The following is a 24,293-nucleotide window of genomic DNA, read 5'->3' as shown; positions in this document are numbered from 1 at the left end:
GCGGCATCCATCCTCTGCACCGGGTGGCGCCTGGCGCCATCCTCATGAACAAAAGGCCCGGGAAAATTTCGTGGAACATCGTATTCATGAGCTGATGTCGGCTGTGCCCGGCACGGTCTCTCAACTGCATAGCTTTCATTACGGCCCGCCGGACAGCGAGCGCAGTGTCTATATCCAGAGCTCGCTGCATGCCGATGAGCTGCCGGGCATGCTGGTGGCCTTCAAGCTCAAACAGCGCCTGGCCGAGCTTGAAGCGGCCGGTCTTCTGAATGCGCGCGTGTGTATCGTGCCGATTGCCAACCCGATCGGGCTGACCCAGCAGCTGATGGATGTTCCGCTGGGGCGCTATGAGCTGGAAACCCTGAAGAACTTCAATCGCCACTACGCGGACATGACCGCCGCCATTGCCGAGGGACTCGAGACAGCGCTGGGTGATAGCGAAACCGACAACATCGACATCATTCGGACGCGCTTTCTGACAGCGCTCGAAGACAGGACACCGGCCAACGCACTTGAGTCCCTGCAGCTGACCCTGCAACGCCTGGCCTGCCAGGCTGACTACGTGCTGGACCTGCACTGTGACTTCAACGCCGTCGAACATCTTTACACCACGCCGGCGGCCTGGCCGACGTTCGAGCCGCTGGCGCGTTATTTCGGCTCTCGGGCCAGCATGCTGGCTACCGATTCGGGCGGCCAGTCCTTTGATGAGTGCTTCACGCTGGTCTGGGAACAGTTGCGTGAGCGCCTGGGCGAGCGCTTTCCGATCGGTTACGGCACGCAGTCCATTACGCTGGAGCTGCGCGGGCAGGATGATGTTGATCATGACCTGGCCGATCACGACAGCAGCGCCATCATTCACTGGATGATGCAGCTCGGTCTTGTCCAGGGTGAGGCGCCGGCACTGCCGGCCCTCCCCTTCCCGCCCACGCCGCTGGCGGCCATGGAATTTCTCGTCGCTCCCGAAGGTGGACTACTGGTGTTTCATGCCCGGCCCGGTGAGCAGGTGGTCAGCGGCCAGCTCATTGCCGAGGTCATCGATCCCATCCATGATGTGGTACATGACGTGCGCGCCACGCAGGACGGCATGATCTATGCCAGAAGTCAGCGGCGCATGGCGACGGCCGGCATGATCGTGGCGGACCTCGCCGGGCATGACAGCCGGCGCAGCGGCTATCTGCTGGCGCCGTGATACTGCGGTTTAACCCAGGACGTCGGGAGTCGCCCTGATTACCCTGTCGTCATGTGACAGTTTTGTTGTGCCGAAATGAAGATAATCCTGGCGTAACCGCTAACATGAGATAGATTTAAGAAAGTACAAGGATTTATTCACCCATCGGAGTCAGGACACCATGTTCAAGAATCAGATCGAAGGCGAAACCAAAAACGCAGTAGGCAAGGCGCAGGAAGCCTATGGTGACTTTACCGATGACAATGAGCACCGTACCGAAGGCAAGCTGCGCAGTGCCGCAGGTCAGGTACAGTCGCAGTATGGCGAAGTCGTCGACAGTGCTCGTGAGTTCACGGTCAAGCAGCCGGTAGGCGCACTGGCTGTAGCAGCTACCGTTGGGTTTGTACTGGGCGCGCTGATCACACGTCGTTAATTACCGATCAGTACGACAGGTATCAAAAAACCGGCGCCTCAGGGCGCCGGTTTTTTTGTGTCTCGAGGCTGAATATCCCATCACGCTTTCTGGCAGCAGGCAGATCTCAGGCAATAAAAAACCGCCCGGGGAAGTGGGCGGTGAACAGGAAACCAGAAGTCTTGTCCTGAAGTATAGATTGCTTCACCAGACCTGCCAGTTTTCCTGATGTTCGCCGGGATTGATCATTTACCAGTCGAGGGCCTGCTTGACAAAGGGAATGGTCAATCTGCGCTGCGCTGAAAGAGAGGCGCTATCCAGGCGCGTCAACAGTGCCAGCATATCGCCCAGCCGGCGCGGACCACGATGCAGCATATAGCGGGCAACTTCATCGGGGAGCTGCATACCACGCTGATGTGCTCGCAGACGCAATACTTCCATGCGATCCTGGTCACTCAGTGGCTGCAGATGGAAGGTCATGCCCCACCCCAGCCGTGAGGCCAGATCCGGCAGGATTACAGGCAGTGCCCGGGGTGCCGCCTGCGCGGAGATCACCAGCCGGCAGTTGGCATCTCTCAAGCGGTTGAAACAGTGAAAAAGCGCCTCTTCCCAGCGCTTTCGCCCGATGACACGTTCAAGGTCATCAATGGCGATCAGATCCAGCGCTTCAAGATCTTCCAGCATGTGCGGCGGAAAGTGCCCCAGATCATCGAGTGGCAGATAAAGCGCTCGGGCGCCGCGGTCGCTCGCTTCAAGACAGGCGGCCTGAAGCAGATGGCTGCGTCCGCTGCCGGAAGGTCCCCAGAGATAGATAAACTGCTCGCCGCCCTCGTCAAGCTGATGACGCAGATGGGTAACAAGGCCTGCATTGGCACCGGGCCAGAAACTGGCAAACGTGGCGTCATCGCGCGCACCAACACCTAGCGGAAGCTGTAGGGTATCCGGACTCATTACGGCGTCCATGCTCAAAACAAGGGGAATGACGGCCACATTATCATGAACCCGATGATTCGGGGCAGCCTATCCATAACCGGGCAATCAGGCGCGGGCGTTGCGATGCGATCGCTCATGGCCAATGGTACAATGCCGGCCTTCTTGATTATCGCTCTGGCCCCGGCCGGAACCCCGTCTCATTTTCAGTGACAGGACCCCAACATGACCGAGCCTTCGTCTCGTGAATCCCTCTCCTACAAGGATGCCGGTGTTGATATCGACGCCGGTAATGCGCTGGTCGAACGCATCAAGCATGTCGCCAAAAGCACAACGCGGCCGGAAGTGATGGGCGGGCTTGGCGGTTTTGGCGCGCTCTGTCAGCTGCCCAGCGGCTACCATGAGCCGGTACTGGTCTCCGGCACCGATGGCGTAGGCACCAAGCTCAAGCTGGCCATGGATCTGGGCCGTCATGACACCATCGGTATCGATCTGGTCGCCATGTGCGTCAACGACCTGGTGGTAGCAGGTGCCGAGCCCCTGTTCTTTCTCGACTACTACGCCACCGGCAAACTGGACGTCGAGATGGCCGCAGACGTGGTGACAGGTATTGGTGAGGGATGTCGTCAGGCTGGATGTGCGCTGGTCGGCGGCGAAACGGCCGAGATGCCGGGCATGTATGAGGGCAGCGATTACGATCTGGCCGGGTTTTGTGTCGGCGTCGTTGAAAAGTCGAAAATCCTCGACGGTTCCCGGGTCGGCGAAGGCGATGTTGTGCTGGGTCTGGCCTCCAGCGGACCGCACTCCAATGGCTATTCGCTGATTCGTCGCGTGCTCGAGCGCAGCGACGCTACGCCTGACACTCACCTTGATGATGGCCAGACCCTGCGCGACGCACTGATGGCGCCGACCCGCATTTACGTCAAGTCGCTGCTGGCCATGCTGCATGACAGCGATATCGCTGTGCATGCGCTTTCCCATATCACCGGTGGCGGGCTGCTCGAGAACATTCCTCGCGTGCTGCCGGAGCACACCAGCGTTCATATTGATGCGCAGGCCTGGCCGCGTCCGGCGGTCTTTGACTGGCTGCAGCGTGAAGGCAACATCGATGAGACCGAAATGCATCGCGTGCTCAACTGCGGCATCGGCATGGTCGTGGTGGTGCCTGCAACACAGGCCGAGCAGGCCGAGACCTTTCTGGAGAGCATGGGCGAAACCGTGTATCGACTGGGGCATGTCAGCCAATCGGACGACGCCCAGCCAGGCGTTGTGCTTGAAAACGCTCGCCAGTAATTGAACAGGTACTCTCATGTCCGACACTGAAACAGCCGAGCAGGAAAGCCAGTTCGAACAGCCGGATCGCCAGCGGCTGGTCGTACTGATCTCGGGAAGCGGCAGCAATCTGCAGGCGTTGATCGATGCTGAAGCCCATGATGAGCTGGGCGGCGAAATTGCCGCCGTCATTTCCAATCGCGGGGATGCCTACGGGCTGGTGCGCGCGCGTGAAGCCGGAATTCCGGCCGTGGTGCTGCCCCATCACGAGTATGAATCCCGTGAAGCCTTCGATGCAGCGCTGGTCAAGGTCATCGATCGACATGCGCCAGATCTGATCGTGCTGGCCGGCTTCATGCGCATCCTGACGCCTGCGTTTGTACAACGCTATCACGGGCGCATGCTCAACATTCACCCCTCGCTGCTGCCGGACTATCGCGGCCTGAACACGCATGCGCGCGCCCTTGCCGATGGCGTGCAGGAGCATGGTGCCAGCGTTCATTTCGTCACCGACGAACTCGATGGCGGGCCTGTCGTGGTACAGGCTGCCGTCAGTGTGACGCCTGACGATGATGAAGCAGCGCTGGCAGAACGGGTACTCACGCGAGAACATGTGATCTACCCGATGACAGTGCGCTGGTTCATGCAGGGGCGCCTCAAACTGACCCAGGATGGCCCAAGGCTTGATAGCCACCCGCTGCCGGCAGGCGGGTTAAGACTGGCCCCTGATGATGTGACCGAAGAAGATCTTTAACCCCTGACAATGCCTGCCTGACGATCGCCGGCCTGAATGCCCGGGCTGGCGATCCCTCCCGGAACACTTTCGCCTTGTTGTTTCTGCCTGCCCGTCGGCGGTTGATTCGATAGCTATCCAAAAATCGTTTGTACCGCTCGATACGGGCGATGATCCGTGGTGTTCATCGGCTAACCGCTATTCAGTGGTCAGCCGGTCAGGTGTTTAAAACCCCGGCGCGTCACGCCACTGTCATCGGTTGTCGGTCATGCTGATCAGGCTGAATCGAAATACGAGGATACCTGACTTCCTGGCGAGGGAAAGATAATGACCGAAGCGACCAAGGGCATGGCCGACCAGGCCACTGATCATGATGACGAAAATATTCAGCAAGGCGGACGCTCAAGGCGGTGGCTAACACTTGTTCTGCTGATTTATTGCCTCATTTGTGCGGTATCGGTGATCGGCGACGGCTTTAGTACGGCCACGGGCGATCATGCAGAACAGCTTTTCACCTTTGCCACCAATCCCTTTGTAGGATTGATGGTAGGCATTATTGCCACCTCACTGATTCAGTCTTCCTCGACGGTGACTTCCATTATCGTTGCCATGGTGGCAGGAGGCTTGCCGGTGTCGATCGCAGTGCCCATGGTCATGGGCGCCAATATCGGCACCACGATGACCAATACGCTGGTAAGTCTTGGACACGTACGCAACAAGGACGAATTTCGTCGCGCGTTTGCTGCGGCTACCGTGCACGACTTTTTCAACTTCCTGGCGGTCGTTATTCTCCTCCCACTGGAGATACTCTTTAGCCCCCTGGAACGCCTGGCCGAGCTGGCAGCCGTGGTGTTTTACGGCGATGCCGACCTGTCCATCGATAACGCGAACCTGATCGGTCTGGCGACAGACCCCGTCACTGATTCAGTGGAGCGCTTGGCATCAACGCTGCCGACCGTGCTGGGCGGCATCGTAATGATCGCGCTTGGCATAGCGGCGATCTTTCTGGCCATCCGCTATATCGGCAAACTCCTGAAGGGGCTGATGGTCGGACGTGCCAGACGCATCATGAACAACGCCATAGGGCGCGGGCCAATCACTGGCGTGACATCGGGTGCGCTTGTCACCCTTCTGGTGCAATCATCATCGACCACCACCAGCCTGATGGTGCCACTGGCGGGCTCGGGAACCTTTACCCTGAAGCAGATCTACCCCTTTACGATAGGCAGCAATATAGGCACCACCTTCACCGCGCTGCTGGCTGCCACAGCGATTAGCGGTGCAAATGCCATATTGGCGCTGGAAATTGCGCTGGTGCATCTGTTTTTCAATCTTTTTGCCATGCTCATTATTGGCAGTCTGCCATTTTTACGGCAGCTGCCTGTAAAGGGCGCCCAGCGGCTGGGCCAATTGGCTGCTGAACGAAAAACACTGGCGGCCGCCTGGGTGCTGGGCGCTTTCATTGCGCTGCCTGCGACGCTAATCGCCATTACTGCTGTGACAGGATGATGCCATGAGTATCGAACATCGCATTGAGACCATGTCAACGGCCGAGCTCAGGGCCATGTTGAATGAATCTGCTGATTTAATAGAAGAAATCAGAGCCGAGCTTGCTTCAAGAGAGGCCCAGGCGCGCGAACTCGAATCAATGGATATCCTCATCCATGAGGCAAGGCCTAAACTTCAGGAGATTCGGGGCTTTTTTGCGCTGGTGCTTGACGAGCTACGCGAGCGCCGCAGCAGATAATGAGACAGCCTCCAGACGCCCGCCAGGCGCAACTGCCAGCTTTCTCCAGCGGCGCGCCTTTATCTCAAGGGTTTCTCCTGGGTTAATCATTCCAGGCTTGTCGCGCCAATCTGATCTGCCAGGCTTATAGCCTGATCAATCACCTGATGATCTTGTTTAGAAAACAGGGAAGCTTTCACCATGCAATATCGTCCGCTTGGCAACTCCGGCCTGCTGGTATCCGAAATCGTTCTGGGCACCGTTCCCTTTGGCGGCGGCGGTGGCTTTGAAAAGGCAGCCAGTGTCGATGTTGAAGGCGCACGGCGTCAGTTCGACATCGCCATCGATGCCGGCGTCAACCTGATCGACACGGCAGATCTCTACTCCATGGGTGAGGCCGAAGAGCTGGTAGGCCGCGCTCTTGGCGACAAGCGCAACGAGATCATTCTTGCCAGCAAGGCAAGAAGCCCGATGGGCAACAATCCCAATCACAGCGGTTTCTCGCGCTATCATCTGATCAATGCCTGCGAGGCAAGCCTCAAGCGGTTGGGTACGGATCATATCGACCTATATCAGATGCATAACTGGGATGGGGTGACCCCCGTCGAAGAGATGCTTTACGCGCTGGATCATCTGGTACAAAGCGGCAAGATCCGTTACTACGGTACGTCCAACTTTACTGGTTGGCAGATGATGAAAACCATCGGCAAGGCCGAGCTGCACAATCTTGTGCAGCCGATCAGCCAGCAGATTTACTACACGCCTGAAGCACGAGAAGCGGAATACGAATTGATGCCGCTTGCCATCGATCAGAACGTGGGCACTCTGGTCTGGGGTCCACTGGGAGAAGGTGTCTTCAACGGCAAGCTGCGTCGCGGTCAGAAGGCGCCGGAAGGTACGCGTCAGGGTAATGGCTGGCCGGAGCCCTATATCCATGACATGGAGCGCGCCTACGACATCATCGAGCTTCTGGCCGAGATCGGCGAAAAGCATGATGCTTCGATTCCTCGCACCTGCCTGGCATGGCTCAAGGACCGCCCGGGCGTGACTTCCCTGATTATCGGCGCACGCAATGAAGATCATCTCAAGGATGATCTGGCAGCCGCTGAGATGACACTGGATCAGGAAGATATCGATCGTATTGAAGCAGCCACGCGTCCAGCGCCCCAGTATCCGTACTGGCATCGGGTCGTGGCCGGCATGGATCGTATCGACAAGGCAGAAAAGCCCTTTATCGACAACTATCGCAAGACCATCGAAAATCGCGACGATCAGCGTTGATGGTTTGCACGAACGCTGCATGAAAGCGAAAAGGCCCATCCAAAGGATGGGCCTTTTAATGGATGCTCATGATGGCTGAGCATATCCATCAAACATAAAAAAGGACCCCAATGCACCATTGGGGTCCTTTTGCGTCGATACCCGGGGGTATTCGATCATGCCTGTGGCATTAACGCTTGGGCTTCGGACGGCCCTGAACAGCCTTGAAACGCGGGTTGGTCTTGCAGATAACGTAAACGCGACCGCGGCGCTTGACGACCTGACAATCCTTGTGGCGAGTCTTGGCTGACTTGAGTGAGCTGACGACCTGCATGCTACCTCCGTCTCCCTGGGTAACCAGGGGCGATTAAATCCGTGATTTCAACGTTGCCGCCAGCAGAATGTGCCCTGCTGGCGACAATGTCATTCATGTGTCTGAACACACATCAGCGGCCATCCATGGATGGCCAGCAGCGTGCTATCAGTCCTGATTCATCTGCTGCTTGATCAGGTCACCGATAGTGGTCGGGCCGGAAGTATCGGCCTCCTGCTCACGCATGTTGCGCATGTTCTGACGTGTTTCGTCCTGATCCTTGGCGCGGATGGACAGGTTGATGACGCGATTCTTGCGGTCAACGCCCACGATACGTGCTTCGACGCTATCGCCTTCGTTGATCACGGTACGGGCGTCTTCAACGCGATCAGCGCTGATCTCGGAAGCCTTGAGTACGGCGATAACGTCAGTGGCCAGTTCTACATAGGCTTCACGGGCATCAACTTCAGTGACACGGCCGGACACGAGGGCGCCCTTGTCATTGACAGCCAGGTACTCGGACATCGGATCGCTTTCAAGCTGCTTGATACCCAGCGAGATGCGCTCACGTTCCGGATCGATCGACAGGATGACAGCCTCTGCTTCTTCACCCTTGCGATAGCGGCGAACAGCTTCTTCACCGGTTTCGTTCCAGGAGATGTCGGAGAGGTGCACCAGACCGTCGATGCTGCCGTCCAGACCGATGAAGATACCAAAGTCAGTGATGGACTTGATGGTACCGGAGACACGATCGCCCTTGGCAAAGCGCGAGCTGAAGTCTTCCCACGGATTGGAGGTGCACTGCTTGATGCCCAGCGAGATACGACGACGTTCTTCGTCGATATCCAGCACCATGACTTCAACATCATCACCGACCTGAACAACCTTGGAGGGATGAATGTTCTTGTTGGTCCAGTCCATTTCAGAAACGTGAACCAGACCTTCAACACCTTCTTCCAGCTCGGCAAAGCAGCCGTAGTCGGTCAGGTTGGTCACGCGAGCGTTGACCTTGGTGCCTTCGGGGTAACGGTTCTTGATGTTGACCCACGGATCTTCGCCCAGCTGCTTCAGACCCAGCGATACGCGGTTGCGCTCACGGTCAAACTTCAGCACCTTGACATTGATCTCGTCGCCCACGGCCACGATTTCGCTCGGATGCTTGATACGCTTCCAGGCCATGTCAGTGATGTGGAGCAGGCCATCAACGCCGCCCAGATCAACGAAGGCGCCGTAGTCAGTCAGGTTCTTGACGATACCGTTGATCTGCTGGCCTTCCTGCAGTGTCGCGAGCAGCGCTTCACGCTCGGCACTGTTTTCGGCTTCAAGCACGGCGCGACGGGAAACAACAACGTTGTTGCGCTTCGCATCAAGCTTGATGACCTTGAAGTCGAGTTCCTTGTTCTCCAGGTGCGCAGTGTCGCGAACCGGACGGACATCGACGAGCGAGCCCGGGAGGAAGGCACGGATGGAATTGACATCGACGGTGAAACCGCCCTTGACCTTTCCGTTGATCACGCCCTTGACGACTTCGTTTTCCTCGAAGGCTGCTTCCAGTTCCTTCCAGGCTTCGGCACGCTTGGCCTTTTCGCGAGACAGGCGCGTCTCACCGAAACCGTCTTCAACGGCTTCCAGCGCAACCTTGACTTCATCGCCGACACTGATGGTCAGTTCACCGTTATCGCTACGAAACTGTGCCGCAGGGATCTGCCCTTCGGATTTCAGTCCGGCGTTAACAGTGATCCAGTCACCTTCAATGTCCACCACGGTAGCCATGACAATGGCACCGGGTTCCATGTTGATGTCCTGAAGAGACTGTTCAAACAGTTCTGCAAAGCTTTCGCTCATGGTATTCCTATAGTGATCAACAAAAAGCAACCAGGACGGTTGCATTCTCCACGCCACCAACAAGCGCGGGCCAATGACAAACTCCCCGGGGACGTTAACGCTGGTTAGACGTGGCAGGGTTTACAGATGTTGACCGCTGCCACCCCATGACGTCTTGCCGGGGCCTCCGGAAATTCAGGCGCTCATTGCGGGCTTTTCAAACCACGCAGGGAGAGAAGTGCTTCAATGTGTGCCACGACATCCGGGATCGAAAGCTCGGTCGTGTCAATGGTGACGGCATCCTCGGCAGGCCTTAATGGCGCTACCGTTCTCTGCATGTCACGCGCGTCCCGAGCCTCTATCTCCTTTAAAAGGCTCGAAAGGCTAGCATGTTGCCCGGCCTCTCGCAACTGATCATGTCGTCTTCTTGCTCGTTCCTCGGCACTGGCGGTCAGAAATATCTTGAGCGGCGCATCAGGAAATACCACGGTGCCCATGTCCCGGCCATCGGCTACCAGCCCCGGCATTTTGGCGAACTCACGCTGACGTGCCAGCAGCGCCTCACGCACACTGCCAATGGCCGCTACCCGAGAGGCACAACCGCCCACATGCTCATTGCGAATGTCAGCGCTGACATCCTCGCCTTCCAGCATGATGCGCGTATGCTCACCCTCGCTGATGAAGGTGACATCCAGCTCGCGCGCCACTGATTCAAGCGCCGCCTCATCGGTCATGGCGATATCACGACGCATGGCGGCCAGCGCCGTCAGACGATACAGCGCACCCGAGTCCAGCAGATGCCAGCCCAGGTCCTGTGCGACCAGCCGGCTGATGGTGCCCTTGCCTGCCCCACCCGGCCCGTCAATGGCGATTACCGGTGTATCTGTCTGCTGACTCATGCGCCCTCCGAAACAACCTCGATCTGCATACCCACCTCGCCGGCCAGCGCAGGAAAGTTGGGAAATGATGTTGCCACGTTGGCACAGTCACGAATGGTGATATCACCCTCGGCGCGCAGCGCAGCGACCGCAAAGGCCATGGCAATACGATGATCGCCGAGACTTTCAACCTCGCCACCCTGGTAGCGACCACCCACGATGTCGATACCGTCTTCTACCACGGTGTTGATCACACCCAGCACCTCCAGCCCATCGGCCATGGCCTTGATGCGGTCGGACTCCTTGACGCGCAGTTCGAGCGCATCGCGCAGACGTGTGGTACCGCGCGCATTGGCAGCTGCAATAAAGAGTACCGGAAACTCATCAATGGCCAGCGGCACCTGATCTACCGGGATATCAATCCCGTGCAGCTCGGCGTGACGCACGCGCAGATCGGCGACCGGCTCACCGCTGACTTCCCGCTCATTGAGCAGCTCGATATCAGCGCCCATTTCGCGAAGAATGTTGATCACGCCAATCCGTGTCGGGTTAATACCGACATGCTGCAGGGTCAGGTTTGCGCCGGGCGTAATGGACGCAGCGACCAGGAAGAAGGCCGCAGAAGAGATATCTGCCGGCACATCAACGAAGCCGCCCTTGAGGCCACCGCCACCCTGAATATGAGCGACGTCCTCGGTACGGTTTACCGGATAACCAAAGGCGGTCAGCATGCGCTCGGTATGATCCCGTGTCGGTGCAGGCTCGCGCACCCGGGTGTCCCCTTCGGCATACATGCCGGCCAGCAGCAGGCACGACTTGACCTGTGCACTGGCCATGGGAAGGTCATAATCAATCCCGGCAAGCTTTTGCCCGCCGCGCACGCTCAACGGCGGCCGGCCACCTTCACCGGTATCAATGACGGCGCCCATCAGGCGAAGCGGGTCGGCCACCCGTCCCATCGGACGACGATTGAGTGAGGCGTCCCCTGTCAGGGTAACGTCAAAGTTCTGGCCAGCCATCAAACCTGCAAACAGGCGCATGCTGGTACCGGAATTGCCCAGATAAAGTGGTCCCTTCGGCTGTTTGAGTCCGTGAAGACCGACGCCATGAATGACCACGCGGCCAGCCTGAGGGCCTTCGATCGCCACGCCCATTTCACGAAAGGCCTGCAGTGTGGCCAGACTATCCTCACCTTCGAGAAATCCCTCTACGGTGGTCACACCCTCGGCCAGCGCGCCCAGCATGATGGAGCGATGCGACATCGATTTGTCGCCGGGCACGCGGATGTTGCCCCTGACCTGTCCGCCAGCGCTTGCGCGGTACACAACGTTTCTGGTTTCCATGACCTGATAGCTCTTCTGGCTGAGTAATCTGTCGAAATAATGTCGCGCGTGGCTGGCGCGAGAAAAGATGCCCAGCATGGCATCCCCGTCACCACCCGCCACGGCAGTACGAAGCTCGCTGACCCCGGCTTCGAACTCTGAAAGCGCCTCAAGGACGGCGTCCCGATTGGCCAGATAGATATCCCGCCACATGACCGGGTCACTGCCGGCAATGCGGGTAAAATCACGAAAGCCGCCAGCGGCGTAGCGAAAGATATCCAGCCGATCATCCTGACGTGCCAGCGTATCGACCAGCGAAAAGGCCAGCAGATGCGGCAGATGGCTGGTACGTGCCAGCACCTCATCGTGACGCTCAACCGTCAGGCACTCGATATGCGCGCCACAGGTGTACCACAGGCTTTCAACCCGCTGTAGTGCCTGCGGGTCGGTATCAGTTTCGGGTGTAAGAATGACGCGATGATGTTGATAAAGCGTCGGGTTGGCCGCCTCGACGCCACTTTTTTCCGCACCGGCAATGGGATGACCCAGCACCAGCCAGCTCGGCACCCGACCCAGAGCCGACCGAATCTGATCGCGAATGGCCGATTTGGTGCTGCCGACATCGGTCATGACCTGCCCATGACGGCGCAACTGGCTTAGCTGCGCCATGACCGGTGCGATGGCCATAACCGGCACGGCCAGCACCACCAGCGAGACATGGGGTAAAAATGCCGCCAGATCCGAACCACCATCATCGATCAGCCCCATACGCCGACCCAGCGTCACCTCATGAGGGTTGAGATCGACGCCATAGCGGCGCCCCGCATAGCCGGCATCGCGCAGCGCCGCCAGTAGTGAACCGCCGATCAGTCCCAGACCAATCACCAGAATGCCGGACTCATCTGACAACACGGACGGTGTATTCGAAATGTCCTGCTCGCTCAAAGCACACCCACCGGATAGGACCCCAGCACCCGGACATCAGCGGCACGCAGTCGCACTTCTTCCAGTGCAGCCTGAACCCGCGGCTCCTCCTGATGACCCTTGAAGTCAATGAAGAAGACATAGTTCCAGAGACCGTGACGCGAGGGCCGGCTTTCCAGACGCGTCATGTCGACATGATGACGATGGAAAGGCTCCAGCAGATCATGCAGAGCGCCGGGCTGGTTGCGCATCGAAGCCACCAGTGACGTCTTGTCTTCACCACTGGGCGGTACATCATGATTGCCAATGATCAAAAAGCGCGTTGAGTTATCCGGCATGTCCTCGATCTTTTCTTCGAGGTGCTCAAGACCGTAAAGCCGTGCAGCCATATCACCGGCAATCGCGGCGGTGTGCCACTCGCTCTTGACCCGACGGGCTGCTTCGGCATTGGACGATACGGCCACACGCTCGGCATGCGGGTAGTGCGCATCCAGCCACTTGCGACACTGCGCCAGCGACTGCGAATGGGAATAGATGCGCGACACCTTGTCCCTTCGAGTATTGCTGCCAACCAGCAGATGGTGATGGATGCGCAGCACGACTTCGCCGCAGATACGCAGCGACGTATCCATGAAGGAGTCAAGCGTATGGTTGACCACGCCTTCCGTCGAGTTTTCGACCGGAACCACACCATAGTTGGCAGCGCCCGCCTCGACTTCGCGAAAGACCTCATCAATGGCGGGCAGCGGCGTACAGACCGCGCTATCGCCAAAGTGCTTGAGCGCAGCCTGCTGGGTGAAGGTCCCTTCCGGACCGAGATAGGCCGCACGTACCGGCTTTTCCAGCGCCAGACAGGCTGACATGATCTCGCGGAAAAGGCGCGCCATCTCCTCACCCGGCAACGGCCCTTCATTGAGAGCCATGATGCGCTTGAGCACCTGAGCTTCACGCTCTGGGCGATAAAACAGCGCCTCGGGGTCTTCGGCAAGCTTCACATGCGCGACCTGCTGGGCGCAGGAAGCACGCTCGCTGATCAGACCAAGAATCTCCTGGTCCAGCGTATCGATACGATCACGCAGGGCGCCAAGATCCACGCCCTGATCGTTTTTATCATGGGATGAAGGATGATCCGTCATGTGTTCTACCCGTAGCGACGCTCGAAATCCTGCATAAAGGCCACCAGACGATCAACGCCCTCTTCCGGCATGGCGTTATAAAGGCTGGCACGCATACCGCCGACACTGCGATGCCCCTTGAGCGTCAGAAGGCCGACAGCCTCTGACTCCTCAAGAAACGTCTGATTGAGTGACTCATCACTGAGTACGAAGGGCACGTTGGTCAGTGAACGGTTGGCGGCTGCAATCGGATTGGAATAGAAGCCGCTGGCATCGATGGCGTCATAGAGCTTGCGCGCCTTGCGGCGATTGATTTTCTCGATCGCCTCGACGCCCCCCTGCTCCTTGAGCCACTCGAACACCAGACCCGACAGGTACCAGGCATAGGTGGCCGGTGTGTTGAGCATCGAGCCATTGTCGGCAAAGGCCTTCCAGTTCAGCATGGAGGGCGTCTCGCGACGAGCGCGATCCAGCAGGTCATTGCGTACGATCACGATGACAATGCCGGCCGGCCCGATATTTTTCTGCGCACCGGCATAGATCACGCCGAACTTCGAGACATCTACCGAGCGCGACAGAATCGATGAGGACATGTCACAGACCAGCGGTGCATCGACCTGTGGCACGTAATCCATCTGCAGCCCGCCGATGGTCTCGTTATCGCAGTAATGCAGATAGGCAGCGTCCCCTGAAAGGCTCAATGCTTCCTGCCCGGGTGCGGCGGTATATCCATTGCTCTCGGCCGAGGCGACCAGATGGGCATCGCCCAGATGCCGGCCTTCCTTGAAGGCCTTCTGCGACCAGATGCCGGTATCCAGATAATTACCGCTACCGCCCTGGCCCAGCAGGTTAAGCGGTACACATCCAAACTGCTGTGTGGCGCCGCCCTGCATGAACAGCACGCTGTAATTGTCCGGCACCTGCATCAGTTCGCGCAGATTGGCCTCGGCGCGTTCTGCCAGGGCAATGAAGGTCTCACTGCGGTGGCTCATTTCCATGACAGAGAGGCCACGCCCTTCAAAATCGAGCATCTCGTTGCGCGCGCGCTCAAGCACGGCGGTAGGCAGCGTGGCGGGGCCGGAACAGAAATTGAAATGTCGGGTCATGTCGGATCTCGACGGGCTTGAAAAAATAACGGCGCCTTTCCATGAAAGGCGCCGATGGTTCTAGTCTTCGCTGGTCACCTGAGGCTCACCGTCATCGGCAGCATCGATGGGCTGACCGGTCTCATCCACCAAGCCGTCCTCATCCTCGGCGAGCACATCGTCCTTGTCCAGCTCATCAAGTCGCACGGCGGACACCAGGCTTTCGCCCTTGACGGTACGAATCAGGGTAACGCCCTGGGTGTTGCGCGAGCTGATGGATACCTCGCTGACCCGGGTACGTACCAGCGTGCCGCGATCGGAGATCATCATCATCTCGTCACTTTCACCGACCTGGATGGCCGCCACCAGCGCACCGTTACGCGCTGTGGTCTGCATGGCAATCACGCCCTGCCCGCCACGCCCGCGCAGCGGGAACTCTTCAAGTCGGGTGCGCTTGCCATAGCCATTCATTGACGCGGTCAGGATATAGCACTGCCCTTCGCTAACCTGGCTTCCTTCGACTTCGCTGTCATCGTCGGCGCCTTCATCAATGGTCGTCGTGCTGGGGATGATCAGGCTGATAACCCGAGCATCATTCAGCAGACGCATGCCCCTGACCCCGCGGGCCGTACGGCCCATGGCGCGCACGTCATTTTCGTCAAAGCGGATCGCCTTGCCATTGGAGGACAGCAGGATGGCATGATCATTGCCGGAGGTGATGGCAGCTCCTACCAGACGATCACCTTCATCCAGATCCAGCGCAATCAGACCGGCACTGCGCGGACGCGAGAACTGATCCAGCGTGGTGCGCTTGACCGTACCATTGGCCGTGGCAAAGAAGATGTAGCTGTCTTCGCTGTACTCCTTGACCGGAAGAATGGCAGTGATCCACTCCCCTTCGTCCAGAGACAGCAGGTTGACCAGCGGCCGGCCGCGCGAGCCACGCGAGGCCTGAGGCATTTCATACACCTTGAGCCAGTAAACCTTGCCACGATCGGAAAAGAGCAGGACGGTGTCATGCGTTGAGGCGACCAGCAGATGCTCGATGACATCCTCATCCTTCATGGTGGTCGCCGACTTGCCACGCCCACCGCGCTTTTGCGCCTGATAGTCAGACAGCGGCTGGGTCTTGGCATAGCCACTGCGCGAGATGGTCACGACCATGTCTTCAGCCGCAATCAAATCTTCCATCGTCAGGTCACGACGGCTGTTCTGAATCTCGGTACGACGCTCATCGCGATACTGATCACGCACGGCTTCCAGCTCTTCGCGAATCACTTCCATCAGTCGATCGGCTGAAGACAGAATGCGCGTCAGCTCGGCAATGGTCTCCAGAATGCCCTTGTACTCATCGAGCAGCTTCTCGGTTTCAAGGCCGGTCAGACGGTGCAGACGCAGTTCAAGAATGGCCTGGGCCTGCGCCGCGGAGAGTTGATAGCGACTGCGATCTTCCGAAAGCCCGCAGCTCTCCTCGAGATCGTCGGGCTTGCAGGAATACGCTCCGGCGCGGTCCAGCATATCGATGACCTGACCCGGCGCCCAGTCACGCGACATCAGCTTCTCTTTTGCCTCTGCCGCATTGGGTGAGGCCTTGATCAGCTCGATGACCTTGTCGATATTGGAGATGGCGACCGTCAGGCCTTCAAGAATATGACCGCGCTCTTTTGCCTTTTTCAGCTCAAACAGCGTACGACGAGTGACCACTTCGCGGCGGTGACGAATGAAGGCTTCCAGAAGCTGCTTGAGATTGAGCGTCCTGGGCTGGCCGTTTTCCAGTGCCACCACGTTGATGCCGAAGACGGTTTCAAGCTGAGTCTGCGAAAAGAGATTATTGACCACCACGTCACCGGACTCGCCGCGACGGGTTTCAATGACCACTCGCAGGCCATCCTTGTCGGACTCGTCACGCAGCTCGGCAATCCCCTCGATGCGCTTTTCCTTGACCAGCTCGGCGATCTTTTCGATCAGACGCGCCTTATTGACCTGATAGGGAAGCTCGGTCACGACAATATGGTCACGCCCGGTGCGCTCATCGTGCTCGACGGTATGACGGGCACGCACGTGAATGCGTCCCCGACCGGTGCGGTAGGCATCCACAATGCCGGCACGCCCATTGATGATACCCGCCGTCGGGAAATCCGGTCCGGGGATATACTCCATCAGCTCATCAATGCTCAGGGTATGGTCTTCGATCAGCGCCAGACAGCCGTCGATAACCTCGCCCATGTTATGCGGCGGCACGTTGGTCGCCATGCCTACTGCAATACCGGAGGCACCGTTGATCAGCAGATTGGGAACACGCGTTGGCAGCACATCGGGAATACGCTCGGTGCCGTCATAGTTGTCGACCCAGTCGACCGTGTCCTTTTCCAGATCCGAGAGCAGCTCGTGCGACAAACGCGCCATGCGCACTTCGGTATAACGCATGGCCGCAGCGCTATCACCGTCGATCGAGCCGAAGTTGCCCTGTCCATCCACCAGCATGTAGCGCATGGAAAAGTTCTGGGCCATGCGCACGATGGTGTCATAGACGGCGCTGTCACCATGCGGGTGATACTTACCGATGACATCACCCACGACACGCGCCGACTTCAGATAGGACTTGTTCCAGTCGTTGCGCAGTTCATGCATGGCATAAAGCACGCGACGGTGTACCGGCTTGAGTCCGTCCCTGACATCGGGAAGCGCTCGACCGATGATGACGCTCATCGCGTAATCAAGGTACGACTGCTTCAGCTCGTCCTCGATATTGACTGGCAGAATCTCTCTGGCGATCTCACCCATGGGTCGTCAAATCCTGGTCCTGTTCAAGAAGCCCTGCTGCCCGAACACCCCTGCCGCAGGGGCCAGGGGGCGTTCAGGCGCGAACACCCGTAATGCAATCATGACGCACACATGATCGCGCACGAATGATCCAATTGGTTGGCACCGATTGTACCACAGCCCCACCGCTCTCCGGCAGACAGTGATGCAATCTGCTGGTGATTCGAGGCCTGTTGGCAATGGCGCTGTTATGCCCTGCATCGACGGCTGTCATGATCGGATAGTCCAGGAGTATGACATCAAGCCACGCAAGCGCTGGCACCCGCGCCTGCCATTCGACATAATGTGCGCCTTCAAGGAAAGGACGCTATGTGGTTCAAGCATTTACAACTTTACCGCCTGCTCGATGAGCAGGACTGGTCACTGGATCAGCTCACACAAGCCCTCGACACCTATCGCTTTGCGCCGGTCACCGAGACGCAGGCCCGCCGTGTGGGATGGGCTGCGCCTGCCGGACGCCATGGTGACCAGCTGGTGCACGAGATTCAGGGACACCGCCTGATGACACTTTTGCGCCAGGAGCGGCTGTTACCGAGTGCCGTGGTCAAGGAAACGCTCGAGGAACGTGTCGAGGTCCTGACCGCACAGCAGGGTTACCCACCCGGCCGCCGAGACAAGCTGGCGCTCAAGGAGCGTATCGTTGAGGAGCTGCTGCCACGTGCCTTTACCCGTACGACACGCACGGATCTGTGGTGGGACACGAAACGTCGCCTGATCGGTATCAACGCCTCAAGTGCCAAACGTGCCGAGGAGATACTCGACGTGCTACGTGAGTCGCTGGGCTCGCTCAAGGTGATTCCGCTGGCACCGCAGACGCCGGCCGGACGCACCATGACGACCTGGCTGACCGACCCGGCTACCCGTCCCGAAGGCGTTGTACTGGGCGATCAGATCGAGCTTCGCGCCAAGGGCGATGATGGCATTCTTCGTGCCCGCAGTATCGACCCGGATGGCGAGGAAGTACGCATGTCACTGGACGTGGGCCGTCAGGCCAGCAAGCTGGCCCTGAACATCGAAGAACAGATGACGCTGGTGCTGCAGGAGGACATGTCAATCAAGTCGATCCGCTTTGCCGATGCCGTACTCAAGGAGATCGATGACACCGACAGCGACGATAATCCCGTCCTGCAGATGGAAACCGAGTTTGCCCTCATGGCCCATGTGCTGGGTGATACTGCCGAGCGGCTGATGCAGTGGCTGGGTGGTGAAGCGACAACGGCTCCCGCAACATCATGAATCAAACGTCTGATGCATCAGGAAACGAGATGACCTCATCCACGGATGCCATGCCGAGCGTGGACGACTTCGAGGCCATACGTCCCTATCACGATGACGAAGTGGTCGACACGCTGGCACGCCTGGTCTGCAATGATGAGTTCATCGACACTATCACGCGTTACCGGATGCCCAGGCTTGCCCGCCATGCCCCACGCGTGGCGCGCGTGCTGGTACGCCACGGGCTCAAACGCGCCGTGCGCAACATCCACACGGTCAGTGATTTTCAAAATCACATCTCCCATTACATGGCGCGCATGATTCAGAACACGACCAACACGTTCAGCGTGGAAGGTCTTGAACACCTGGATCATCAAAAGGCCTATCTCTTCATCGGCAACCATCGCGATATCGCCCTGGACCCGGCCTTCGTCAATTACGCGCTTTACCATAGTGGACGCAGCACCGTGCGCATCGCCATTGGCGACAACCTGCTGCAAAAGCCCTATGTGACCGATCTCATGCGGCTCAACAAGAGCTTTATCGTGCCACGCTCGGCGCGCGGCAAGCGGGCGATGCTGGCGGCCTATCAGCAGCTTTCCAACTACATTCGCCACTCCATTGTCAGCGATAATCACTCGATCTGGCTGGCCCAGCGCGAAGGGCGGGCCAAAAACGGCGTGGATCGCACTGACAGCGCGATTATCAAGATGCTGGGCATGGCCCGACGCATGAAGGACAAGGACGCCTCGGTCAGCGAGACCATTGCCGAGCTGCGTATCGTGCCGGTGTCCATCAGCTACGAATTTGACCCCTGTGATCAGCAAAAGGCACGCGAGCTCAAGGCACGCAACGATGGCGTGGCGTATGAAAAGATCGCCTATGAGGACATTCTCTCCATCGCTGCCGGCATTACCGGCAACAAGGGGCGTGTGAAGCTGGTCTTTGGCACGCCGCTTGACGCCAGTTATGACAGCTACGACAGCGCCGCCCAGGACATCGATACTCAGGTATTGAACAACTACACGCTTTTCCCCAGTCATTACCTGGCACTGGAAGCCACCGGCCACGCGCCGGAGCTTGTCGATACCCGCCATATCACGCCAGCAGATCGACAGGCCTTCAACAAGCGCCTTGAACAGGTGGCCGAGGAGCTTCGTCCCTGGTGGCTATGTCAATATGCCAACCCTGTCCTCAATCGTGCCGGACGCAAGCCCCTCTAGCCTCCTGCAGGATCTCCAGCCCGGCAAGTAATCCTGCAGAGAGTTCTGAGCCTGCGCCCTGATGATCAGGGCGTCAGAAGAGGCTGACTACTTGCGCCAGAAGGTCGGCGTGAGCAGCACCAGTACGGTCAGGATTTCCAGACGCCCCATCAGCATGCCGATACTCAGCATCCACTTGGCTGCATCCGGCAGTGGCGCAAAGTTACCGGCAGGCCCGATCACATCACCGATGCCAGGGCCGACATTGGCCACTGCCGTGGCCGCACCGGAAAGTGCCGTCACCAGATCCAGTCCCATCAGGGAAAGCCCCAGCGCCAGCACCGCCACGGTAAAGAAGAAGAAAAAGGAGAAGGCAATAACACCGCGTATCTGATCGTCGGTCAGCACACGCCCGTTATAGCGCTGCACGAACACGCCATTGGCATGCACCAGATAGCGCAGCTGATTGACCAGCATGATCAGCCCCACCTGAAAGCGAAAGACCTTCATCCCGCCACTGGTCGACCCCGAACAACCGCCTACAAAGGTCAGATAGAAAAAGGCTGCTGCCGACAGCGGGCCCCATACCGTGTAGTCATCCGTGGCATAGCCGGTGGTCGTCACCACCGATACCACGTTGAAGGCCACCTGTGTCAAGGCATCGAAAAACTCCATGCCGCGCATCGTGCGATAAAGGGTCAGTAGCGCAATGACTACCACCAGCAGCGCCAGCAGCCCTCTCACCTGCTGATCCCTCCAGAGCACGCCGGAGCGTTCGCGCGCCATGCGAATGTAGAGCACAAAGGGCAGCGCACCGGTCAGCATCGAGAGAATGCTCAGCCAGAGGATGACGGGGTTATCAGCGTATTGTCCAAAGGAGGCGTCGTAGTTGGCAAAGCCACCGGTGGCCACGGACGTCATGCCGTGTACCACGGCGTCCAGCGGCAGCATGCCGGCCAGCCAGTAGCTGATGATCGAGACGATCGTAAAGCCCACATACACCAGCCCGATCGCCTTGGCGACCGTACCGGCCCGGGGCAGCACCTTGTCTGACCAGTCGGAGGATTCGGTCTGGAAAAGTCGCATGCCACCCACCCGCAAAAAGGGCAGGACAGCGATCGCCATCACGATGATCCCCACTCCGCCCACCCACTGCATCAGACCGCGCCAGAGCTTGAGACCATCGGAGAGATGCTCGATGCCCACCAGTACGGTCGCCCCGGTGGTGGTAATGGCCGAGACCGACTCGAACACCGCATCGGCCACCGACAGGCGTGGCGCTCCAAACTGCATGGGCAGACTGGAAAAGGCCGACATCACGATCCAGCTGGAAGTGGTCAGGATAAACATCTGCCGGGGACGCAGTTCGATGTGCACCCCCCAGGTCAGCAATATCACTACCACGGCCGTGCCGAAGGTTACCGCGAAAGCCCACAGGAAAGGCCACATCTGCCCGTCACCTTCCAGCGCCAACAGCGCCAGTGGGATCAGCATGAACAGCGACAGGACCAGCAGCAGCATGGCCAGAATACGCAGAATGGGGCCCATTCCGGCCGGATTACGAAAAAGCGGCAGACGCAGCATGCCTTGCATCCAGAATGATCAACAGGTGCGCGCTACTATAGCGGTTTGGGAAAGGTGACGCAGCCGCGAAGGCAGATAAAAGAAAAAGCCGGCGCGAGGCCGGCTTTGAGAGTTCGAATACTAACTATTGTGTAGTAGTGGTACCTCCAGCGGCTTCACAACCACGTGGCTTGAACTCGGGAGCAACGTTCGTAGTGCAGTTCCAGACGCCGTCTTTTGTTCTTGCAAGCTTGATATTTTTGCTACGCAAGGTTGAGTTTGCGCCGGTGTCAAAATCCAATTGGACAGAAGCTACTCCAGTATTACCTGAATTAGCATCTGGAACGCTCAGGGTACCTAATTTCACATCATTATTGGTAAGACCGATAAAACCTTTGGTATCAGGAGTGATACTGATCGACTCTCCACGAAGCACAGCTTCCTCAATTGCCGTTTGCGTGCCTCGAATTGAAGCCAACCCAGAAGCCACTTCGGACCTTGCCACATAGTCCTGATAGCGCGGTACGGCAATGGCCGCCAGCACGCCGATGATGGCGACCACGATCATCAGCTCGATCAACGTAAAACCACCCTGCCTGCCTGCCATTGCCGTGTCCTTCCCGATTGAATGCATGTATTCCTGCCCGACGGGCAAGATAACGGTATATTTTTCGCCTGATCATTGATCGACGCAGAGCCCTTAACGACAAAACCGCCGGGAACTTTAGAGAACCGAACGCCCGCCGATAACATGGGGCAAGTCACCACTTCCTCTGCCCTATGGACTCACGTGCATGTCGGATGCCCTCACTCAGCTGTCTGCCAACCCACTGCGCAGCCTCGCCCACCAGCTGGTCGAGGATGGTCTGCTCGAGGCCACGCGCGCGCTGGCGCTTGAAGAACAGGCGCACCGGGAAAAGCGCCCGCTGCTCAAACTGATCATTGAAGAAACCGGTGTGTCACAGCGCGATGCCATTCAGAGTGCCGGCTGGGCCTTTGGGCTTGGCTGCGTTGATCTGGACGCCATCCCCGTGGCGCGGCTGCCACCGCTGCAGGGTTTGCCGGAGTCCATGATTCGTCGGCTGGGTGTTCTGCCCCTGCTGCGTCAGGAGCGTTGTCTGATCGTGGCGGTGGACGACCCTTCCCGCCTGCCCGTACTGGATGAGCTTCAGTTCGTGATCGGCATGAACGTGGAAGGTGTTCTGGCGCCGGCCGACCAGCTCAGTTCAAGGCTCGAGCAGTATCTGGAAGTGCATGGTGAAGGCGCGCTGGCACTGCTGGAGGGGCAACATGCCATCGAGACACTGGCGCTTGAAGAAGGTGATATTGAGGAGCAGGTCGAAGACGCCTCCTTTCAGTCCAGTGACGACGCGCCGGTGGTGCGCTTCGTCAAGCAGATCCTGCTGGACGGCATTCGCCGTGGCGCCTCTGATATTCATTTCGAGCCGTTTGAGGAGAGCTTTCGCATTCGCTTTCGCATCGACGGCATGCTCATGGAAGCATCGCGTCCGCCAGCGCAGCTTCGCCAGCGCATTGCGGCACGTATCAAGGTGATGGCAAAGCTGGATATCTCCGAGCGGCGCCTGCCCCAGGATGGTAGCGTGCGCCTGAAGCTCTCGACAAAACGCCATGTCGAATTTCGCGTCAACACGCTGCCGACGCTCTTTGGCGAAAAGATCGTCATGCGGTTGCTGGACCCGAACAGCGCCCGCATGGGCATTGATGCACTGGGTTTCACGCAGGAACAGCGCGGCATCTTTGAACAGGCCATCGCCCGGCCGCAGGGCATGATTCTGGTGACCGGCCCCACCGGTAGCGGCAAGACCGTCACGCTTTATACCGCGCTCAATCTGCTTAACACCGAGGCGCGCAACATTGCCACGGCCGAGGACCCGGTCGAGATCAAGCTGGAGGGCATCAATCAGGTCAACGTGCGTCCCGGCATCGGCTTTGATTTTGCCGCTGCCCTGCGCGCCTTTCTGCGTCAGGACCCTGACGTGGTCATGGTCGGTGAAATTCGCGATCTGGAAACGGCAGAAGTGGCCATCAAGGCAGCCCAGACCGGCCATCTGGTGCTCTCGACCCTGCACACCAATTCGGCGGCCGAAACCCTGACCCGTCTGGGCAACATGGGCGTGGCAGGTTTCAATATCGCCACCTCCATTAGTTTGATCATTGCCCAGCGACTGGCACGCCGACTGTGCGAGCATTGCCGTCAGCCGGTGGCCCTGCCCCATGAGGTCCTCAAACATCAGGGCCTTGATGATGAAGAGATCGAACGCGCCACGCTTTATCAGGCCGTGGGTTGTGAGCACTGTACCCATGGCTACCGAGGGCGCGTGGGCATCTATGAAATGGTGCCAATCTCTGCAGCCATGAGCCATCTGATCATGCAGGATGCCGGGGCGATGGCACTGGCAGGGCAGGCAAAACGCGAAGGCCATCATGATCTGCGCCGCAATGGGCTTTACAAGGTACTGGCAGGGCTGACCACGCTGGAAGAACTCAACCGGATCATTCAGGAGTAA

Annotated in this window: 20 protein-coding genes; 10 read left to right on the top strand and 10 right to left on the bottom strand. The window is 58.5% G+C overall.

Going from position 1 to position 24,293, the window contains the following annotated elements; all coding sequences use genetic code 11:
• Positions 1–70 precede the first annotated feature (70 nt).
• Together IE123_RS14505 and IE123_RS14500 are read left to right on the top strand one after the other, a co-directional pair.
• Positions 71–1,189: a succinylglutamate desuccinylase/aspartoacylase family protein gene (locus tag IE123_RS14505; RefSeq protein ID WP_189519503.1), complete on the top strand. Its 1,119-nt coding sequence runs from the start codon at positions 71–73 to the stop codon at positions 1,187–1,189.
• Positions 1,190–1,349: 160 nt separating this feature from the next.
• Complete coding sequence (locus tag IE123_RS14500) at positions 1,350–1,601, top strand: CsbD family protein (RefSeq protein WP_189519501.1); 252 nt, start codon at positions 1,350–1,352, stop codon at positions 1,599–1,601.
• 228 nt (positions 1,602–1,829) lie between these two features.
• Here the strand turns inward: IE123_RS14500 and hda are convergent, their stop codons facing one another.
• Positions 1,830–2,531, bottom strand: coding sequence for a DnaA regulatory inactivator Hda (gene hda / locus IE123_RS14495; protein ID WP_189519499.1), 702 nt, complete (start codon positions 2,529–2,531; stop codon positions 1,830–1,832).
• Positions 2,532–2,735: 204 nt separating this feature from the next.
• On the opposite strand from hda, the gene purM reads away from it, so the two are divergent.
• The 5 genes from purM to IE123_RS14470 all read left to right on the top strand — a co-directional run bounded on the left by purM (position 2,736) and on the right by IE123_RS14470 (position 7,522).
• The gene (gene purM / locus IE123_RS14490; protein ID WP_189519497.1) at positions 2,736–3,803 is read left to right on the top strand and encodes a phosphoribosylformylglycinamidine cyclo-ligase; all 1,068 of its coding nucleotides are present in this window, start codon (positions 2,736–2,738) and stop codon (positions 3,801–3,803) included.
• A 16-nt stretch (positions 3,804–3,819) separates the two neighbouring features.
• Positions 3,820–4,536: a phosphoribosylglycinamide formyltransferase gene (purN, locus tag IE123_RS14485; RefSeq protein ID WP_189519495.1), complete on the top strand. Its 717-nt coding sequence runs from the start codon at positions 3,820–3,822 to the stop codon at positions 4,534–4,536.
• A gap of 306 nt (positions 4,537–4,842) precedes the next feature.
• Complete coding sequence (locus IE123_RS14480) at positions 4,843–6,024, top strand: Na/Pi symporter (protein ID WP_229819784.1); 1,182 nt, start codon at positions 4,843–4,845, stop codon at positions 6,022–6,024.
• 4 nt (positions 6,025–6,028) lie between these two features.
• The gene (locus IE123_RS14475; RefSeq protein ID WP_189519493.1) at positions 6,029–6,262 is read left to right on the top strand and encodes a hypothetical protein; all 234 of its coding nucleotides are present in this window, start codon (positions 6,029–6,031) and stop codon (positions 6,260–6,262) included.
• Positions 6,263–6,442: 180 nt separating this feature from the next.
• Positions 6,443–7,522, top strand: a complete 1,080-nt coding sequence (locus tag IE123_RS14470) for an aldo/keto reductase (RefSeq protein WP_189519491.1) — start codon at positions 6,443–6,445, stop codon at positions 7,520–7,522.
• Between the two features lie 169 nt (positions 7,523–7,691).
• Here the strand turns inward: IE123_RS14470 and ykgO are convergent, their stop codons facing one another.
• The 7 genes from ykgO to gyrA form a co-directional block, all read right to left on the bottom strand.
• Positions 7,692–7,835, bottom strand: a complete 144-nt coding sequence (gene ykgO / locus IE123_RS14465; protein ID WP_086623079.1) for a type B 50S ribosomal protein L36 — start codon at positions 7,833–7,835, stop codon at positions 7,692–7,694.
• 147 nt (positions 7,836–7,982) lie between these two features.
• The gene (rpsA, locus tag IE123_RS14460) at positions 7,983–9,659 is read right to left on the bottom strand and encodes a 30S ribosomal protein S1 (RefSeq protein WP_189519489.1); all 1,677 of its coding nucleotides are present in this window, start codon (positions 9,657–9,659) and stop codon (positions 7,983–7,985) included.
• Between the two features lie 182 nt (positions 9,660–9,841).
• On the bottom strand, positions 9,842–10,537 hold the full coding sequence (gene cmk, locus IE123_RS14455; protein WP_189519487.1) for a (d)CMP kinase: 696 nt from the start codon (positions 10,535–10,537) through the stop codon (positions 9,842–9,844).
• A complete protein-coding gene (locus IE123_RS14450) occupies positions 10,534–12,783 on the bottom strand; it encodes a bifunctional prephenate dehydrogenase/3-phosphoshikimate 1-carboxyvinyltransferase (RefSeq protein WP_229819783.1) in 2,250 nt (749 codons plus the stop codon). Before IE123_RS14450 ends, cmk begins: the two co-directional genes overlap by 4 nt.
• On the bottom strand, positions 12,780–13,898 hold the full coding sequence (pheA, locus tag IE123_RS14445) for a prephenate dehydratase (RefSeq protein WP_189519486.1): 1,119 nt from the start codon (positions 13,896–13,898) through the stop codon (positions 12,780–12,782). Before pheA ends, IE123_RS14450 begins: the two co-directional genes overlap by 4 nt.
• 5 nt (positions 13,899–13,903) lie before the next feature.
• Positions 13,904–14,983: a 3-phosphoserine/phosphohydroxythreonine transaminase gene (gene serC, locus IE123_RS14440; RefSeq protein WP_189519484.1), complete on the bottom strand. Its 1,080-nt coding sequence runs from the start codon at positions 14,981–14,983 to the stop codon at positions 13,904–13,906.
• A 60-nt stretch (positions 14,984–15,043) separates the two neighbouring features.
• Positions 15,044–17,746, bottom strand: a complete 2,703-nt coding sequence (gene gyrA / locus IE123_RS14435; protein WP_189519482.1) for a DNA gyrase subunit A — start codon at positions 17,744–17,746, stop codon at positions 15,044–15,046.
• A 348-nt stretch (positions 17,747–18,094) separates the two neighbouring features.
• Here gyrA and IE123_RS14430 point away from each other — a divergent pair, with 348 nt between their 5' ends.
• On the top strand, positions 18,095–19,021 hold the full coding sequence (locus tag IE123_RS14430) for a recombination-associated protein RdgC (RefSeq protein WP_189519480.1): 927 nt from the start codon (positions 18,095–18,097) through the stop codon (positions 19,019–19,021).
• A 29-nt stretch (positions 19,022–19,050) separates the two neighbouring features.
• On the top strand, positions 19,051–20,223 hold the full coding sequence (locus IE123_RS14425) for a 1-acyl-sn-glycerol-3-phosphate acyltransferase (protein ID WP_189519478.1): 1,173 nt from the start codon (positions 19,051–19,053) through the stop codon (positions 20,221–20,223).
• 87 nt (positions 20,224–20,310) lie between these two features.
• On the opposite strand, the gene IE123_RS14420 is transcribed toward IE123_RS14425, so the two are convergent.
• Together IE123_RS14420 and IE123_RS14415 are read right to left on the bottom strand one after the other, a co-directional pair.
• Positions 20,311–21,786 (bottom strand): TrkH family potassium uptake protein, encoded by a 1,476-nt coding sequence (locus tag IE123_RS14420; RefSeq protein WP_189519476.1) that lies wholly within the window; start codon positions 21,784–21,786, stop codon positions 20,311–20,313.
• Between the two features lie 124 nt (positions 21,787–21,910).
• On the bottom strand, positions 21,911–22,372 hold the full coding sequence (locus IE123_RS14415; protein WP_189519474.1) for a pilin: 462 nt from the start codon (positions 22,370–22,372) through the stop codon (positions 21,911–21,913).
• Between the two features lie 187 nt (positions 22,373–22,559).
• On the opposite strand from IE123_RS14415, the gene pilB reads away from it, so the two are divergent.
• Positions 22,560–24,293 (top strand): type IV-A pilus assembly ATPase PilB, encoded by a 1,734-nt coding sequence (pilB, locus tag IE123_RS14410; protein ID WP_189519472.1) that lies wholly within the window; start codon positions 22,560–22,562, stop codon positions 24,291–24,293.

Source organism: Kushneria pakistanensis, from assembly GCF_014652795.1.
Lineage (GTDB): Bacteria > Pseudomonadota > Gammaproteobacteria > Pseudomonadales > Halomonadaceae > Kushneria > Kushneria pakistanensis.
The sequence above is the reverse complement of the archived record's forward strand: the minus strand, read 5'-3'. Positions and strand labels throughout refer to the sequence as shown.

Excerpts from the sequence above, each read along its gene's own strand:
- pilB (WP_189519472.1), top strand. The coding sequence starts at position 22,560 with ATGTCGGATGCCCTCACTCAGCTGTCTGCCAACCCACTGCGCAGCCTC.
- IE123_RS14425 (WP_189519478.1), top strand. The coding sequence starts at position 19,051 with ATGACCTCATCCACGGATGCCATGCCGAGCGTGGACGACTTCGAGGCC.
- IE123_RS14500 (WP_189519501.1), top strand. The coding sequence starts at position 1,350 with ATGTTCAAGAATCAGATCGAAGGCGAAACCAAAAACGCAGTAGGCAAG.
- pheA (WP_189519486.1), bottom strand. The coding sequence starts at position 13,898 with ATGACGGATCATCCTTCATCCCATGATAAAAACGATCAGGGCGTGGAT.
- cmk (WP_189519487.1), bottom strand. The coding sequence starts at position 10,537 with ATGAGTCAGCAGACAGATACACCGGTAATCGCCATTGACGGGCCGGGT.
- serC (WP_189519484.1), bottom strand. The coding sequence starts at position 14,983 with ATGACCCGACATTTCAATTTCTGTTCCGGCCCCGCCACGCTGCCTACC.
- IE123_RS14475 (WP_189519493.1), top strand. The coding sequence starts at position 6,029 with ATGAGTATCGAACATCGCATTGAGACCATGTCAACGGCCGAGCTCAGG.
- hda (WP_189519499.1), bottom strand. The coding sequence starts at position 2,531 with ATGAGTCCGGATACCCTACAGCTTCCGCTAGGTGTTGGTGCGCGCGAT.
- purM (WP_189519497.1), top strand. The coding sequence starts at position 2,736 with ATGACCGAGCCTTCGTCTCGTGAATCCCTCTCCTACAAGGATGCCGGT.
- IE123_RS14480 (WP_229819784.1), top strand. The coding sequence starts at position 4,843 with ATGACCGAAGCGACCAAGGGCATGGCCGACCAGGCCACTGATCATGAT.
- purN (WP_189519495.1), top strand. The coding sequence starts at position 3,820 with ATGTCCGACACTGAAACAGCCGAGCAGGAAAGCCAGTTCGAACAGCCG.
- rpsA (WP_189519489.1), bottom strand. The coding sequence starts at position 9,659 with ATGAGCGAAAGCTTTGCAGAACTGTTTGAACAGTCTCTTCAGGACATC.
- IE123_RS14430 (WP_189519480.1), top strand. The coding sequence starts at position 18,095 with ATGTGGTTCAAGCATTTACAACTTTACCGCCTGCTCGATGAGCAGGAC.
- ykgO (WP_086623079.1), bottom strand. The coding sequence starts at position 7,835 with ATGCAGGTCGTCAGCTCACTCAAGTCAGCCAAGACTCGCCACAAGGAT.
- IE123_RS14420 (WP_189519476.1), bottom strand. The coding sequence starts at position 21,786 with ATGCTGCGTCTGCCGCTTTTTCGTAATCCGGCCGGAATGGGCCCCATT.
- gyrA (WP_189519482.1), bottom strand. The coding sequence starts at position 17,746 with ATGGGTGAGATCGCCAGAGAGATTCTGCCAGTCAATATCGAGGACGAG.
- IE123_RS14415 (WP_189519474.1), bottom strand. The coding sequence starts at position 22,372 with ATGGCAGGCAGGCAGGGTGGTTTTACGTTGATCGAGCTGATGATCGTG.
- IE123_RS14470 (WP_189519491.1), top strand. The coding sequence starts at position 6,443 with ATGCAATATCGTCCGCTTGGCAACTCCGGCCTGCTGGTATCCGAAATC.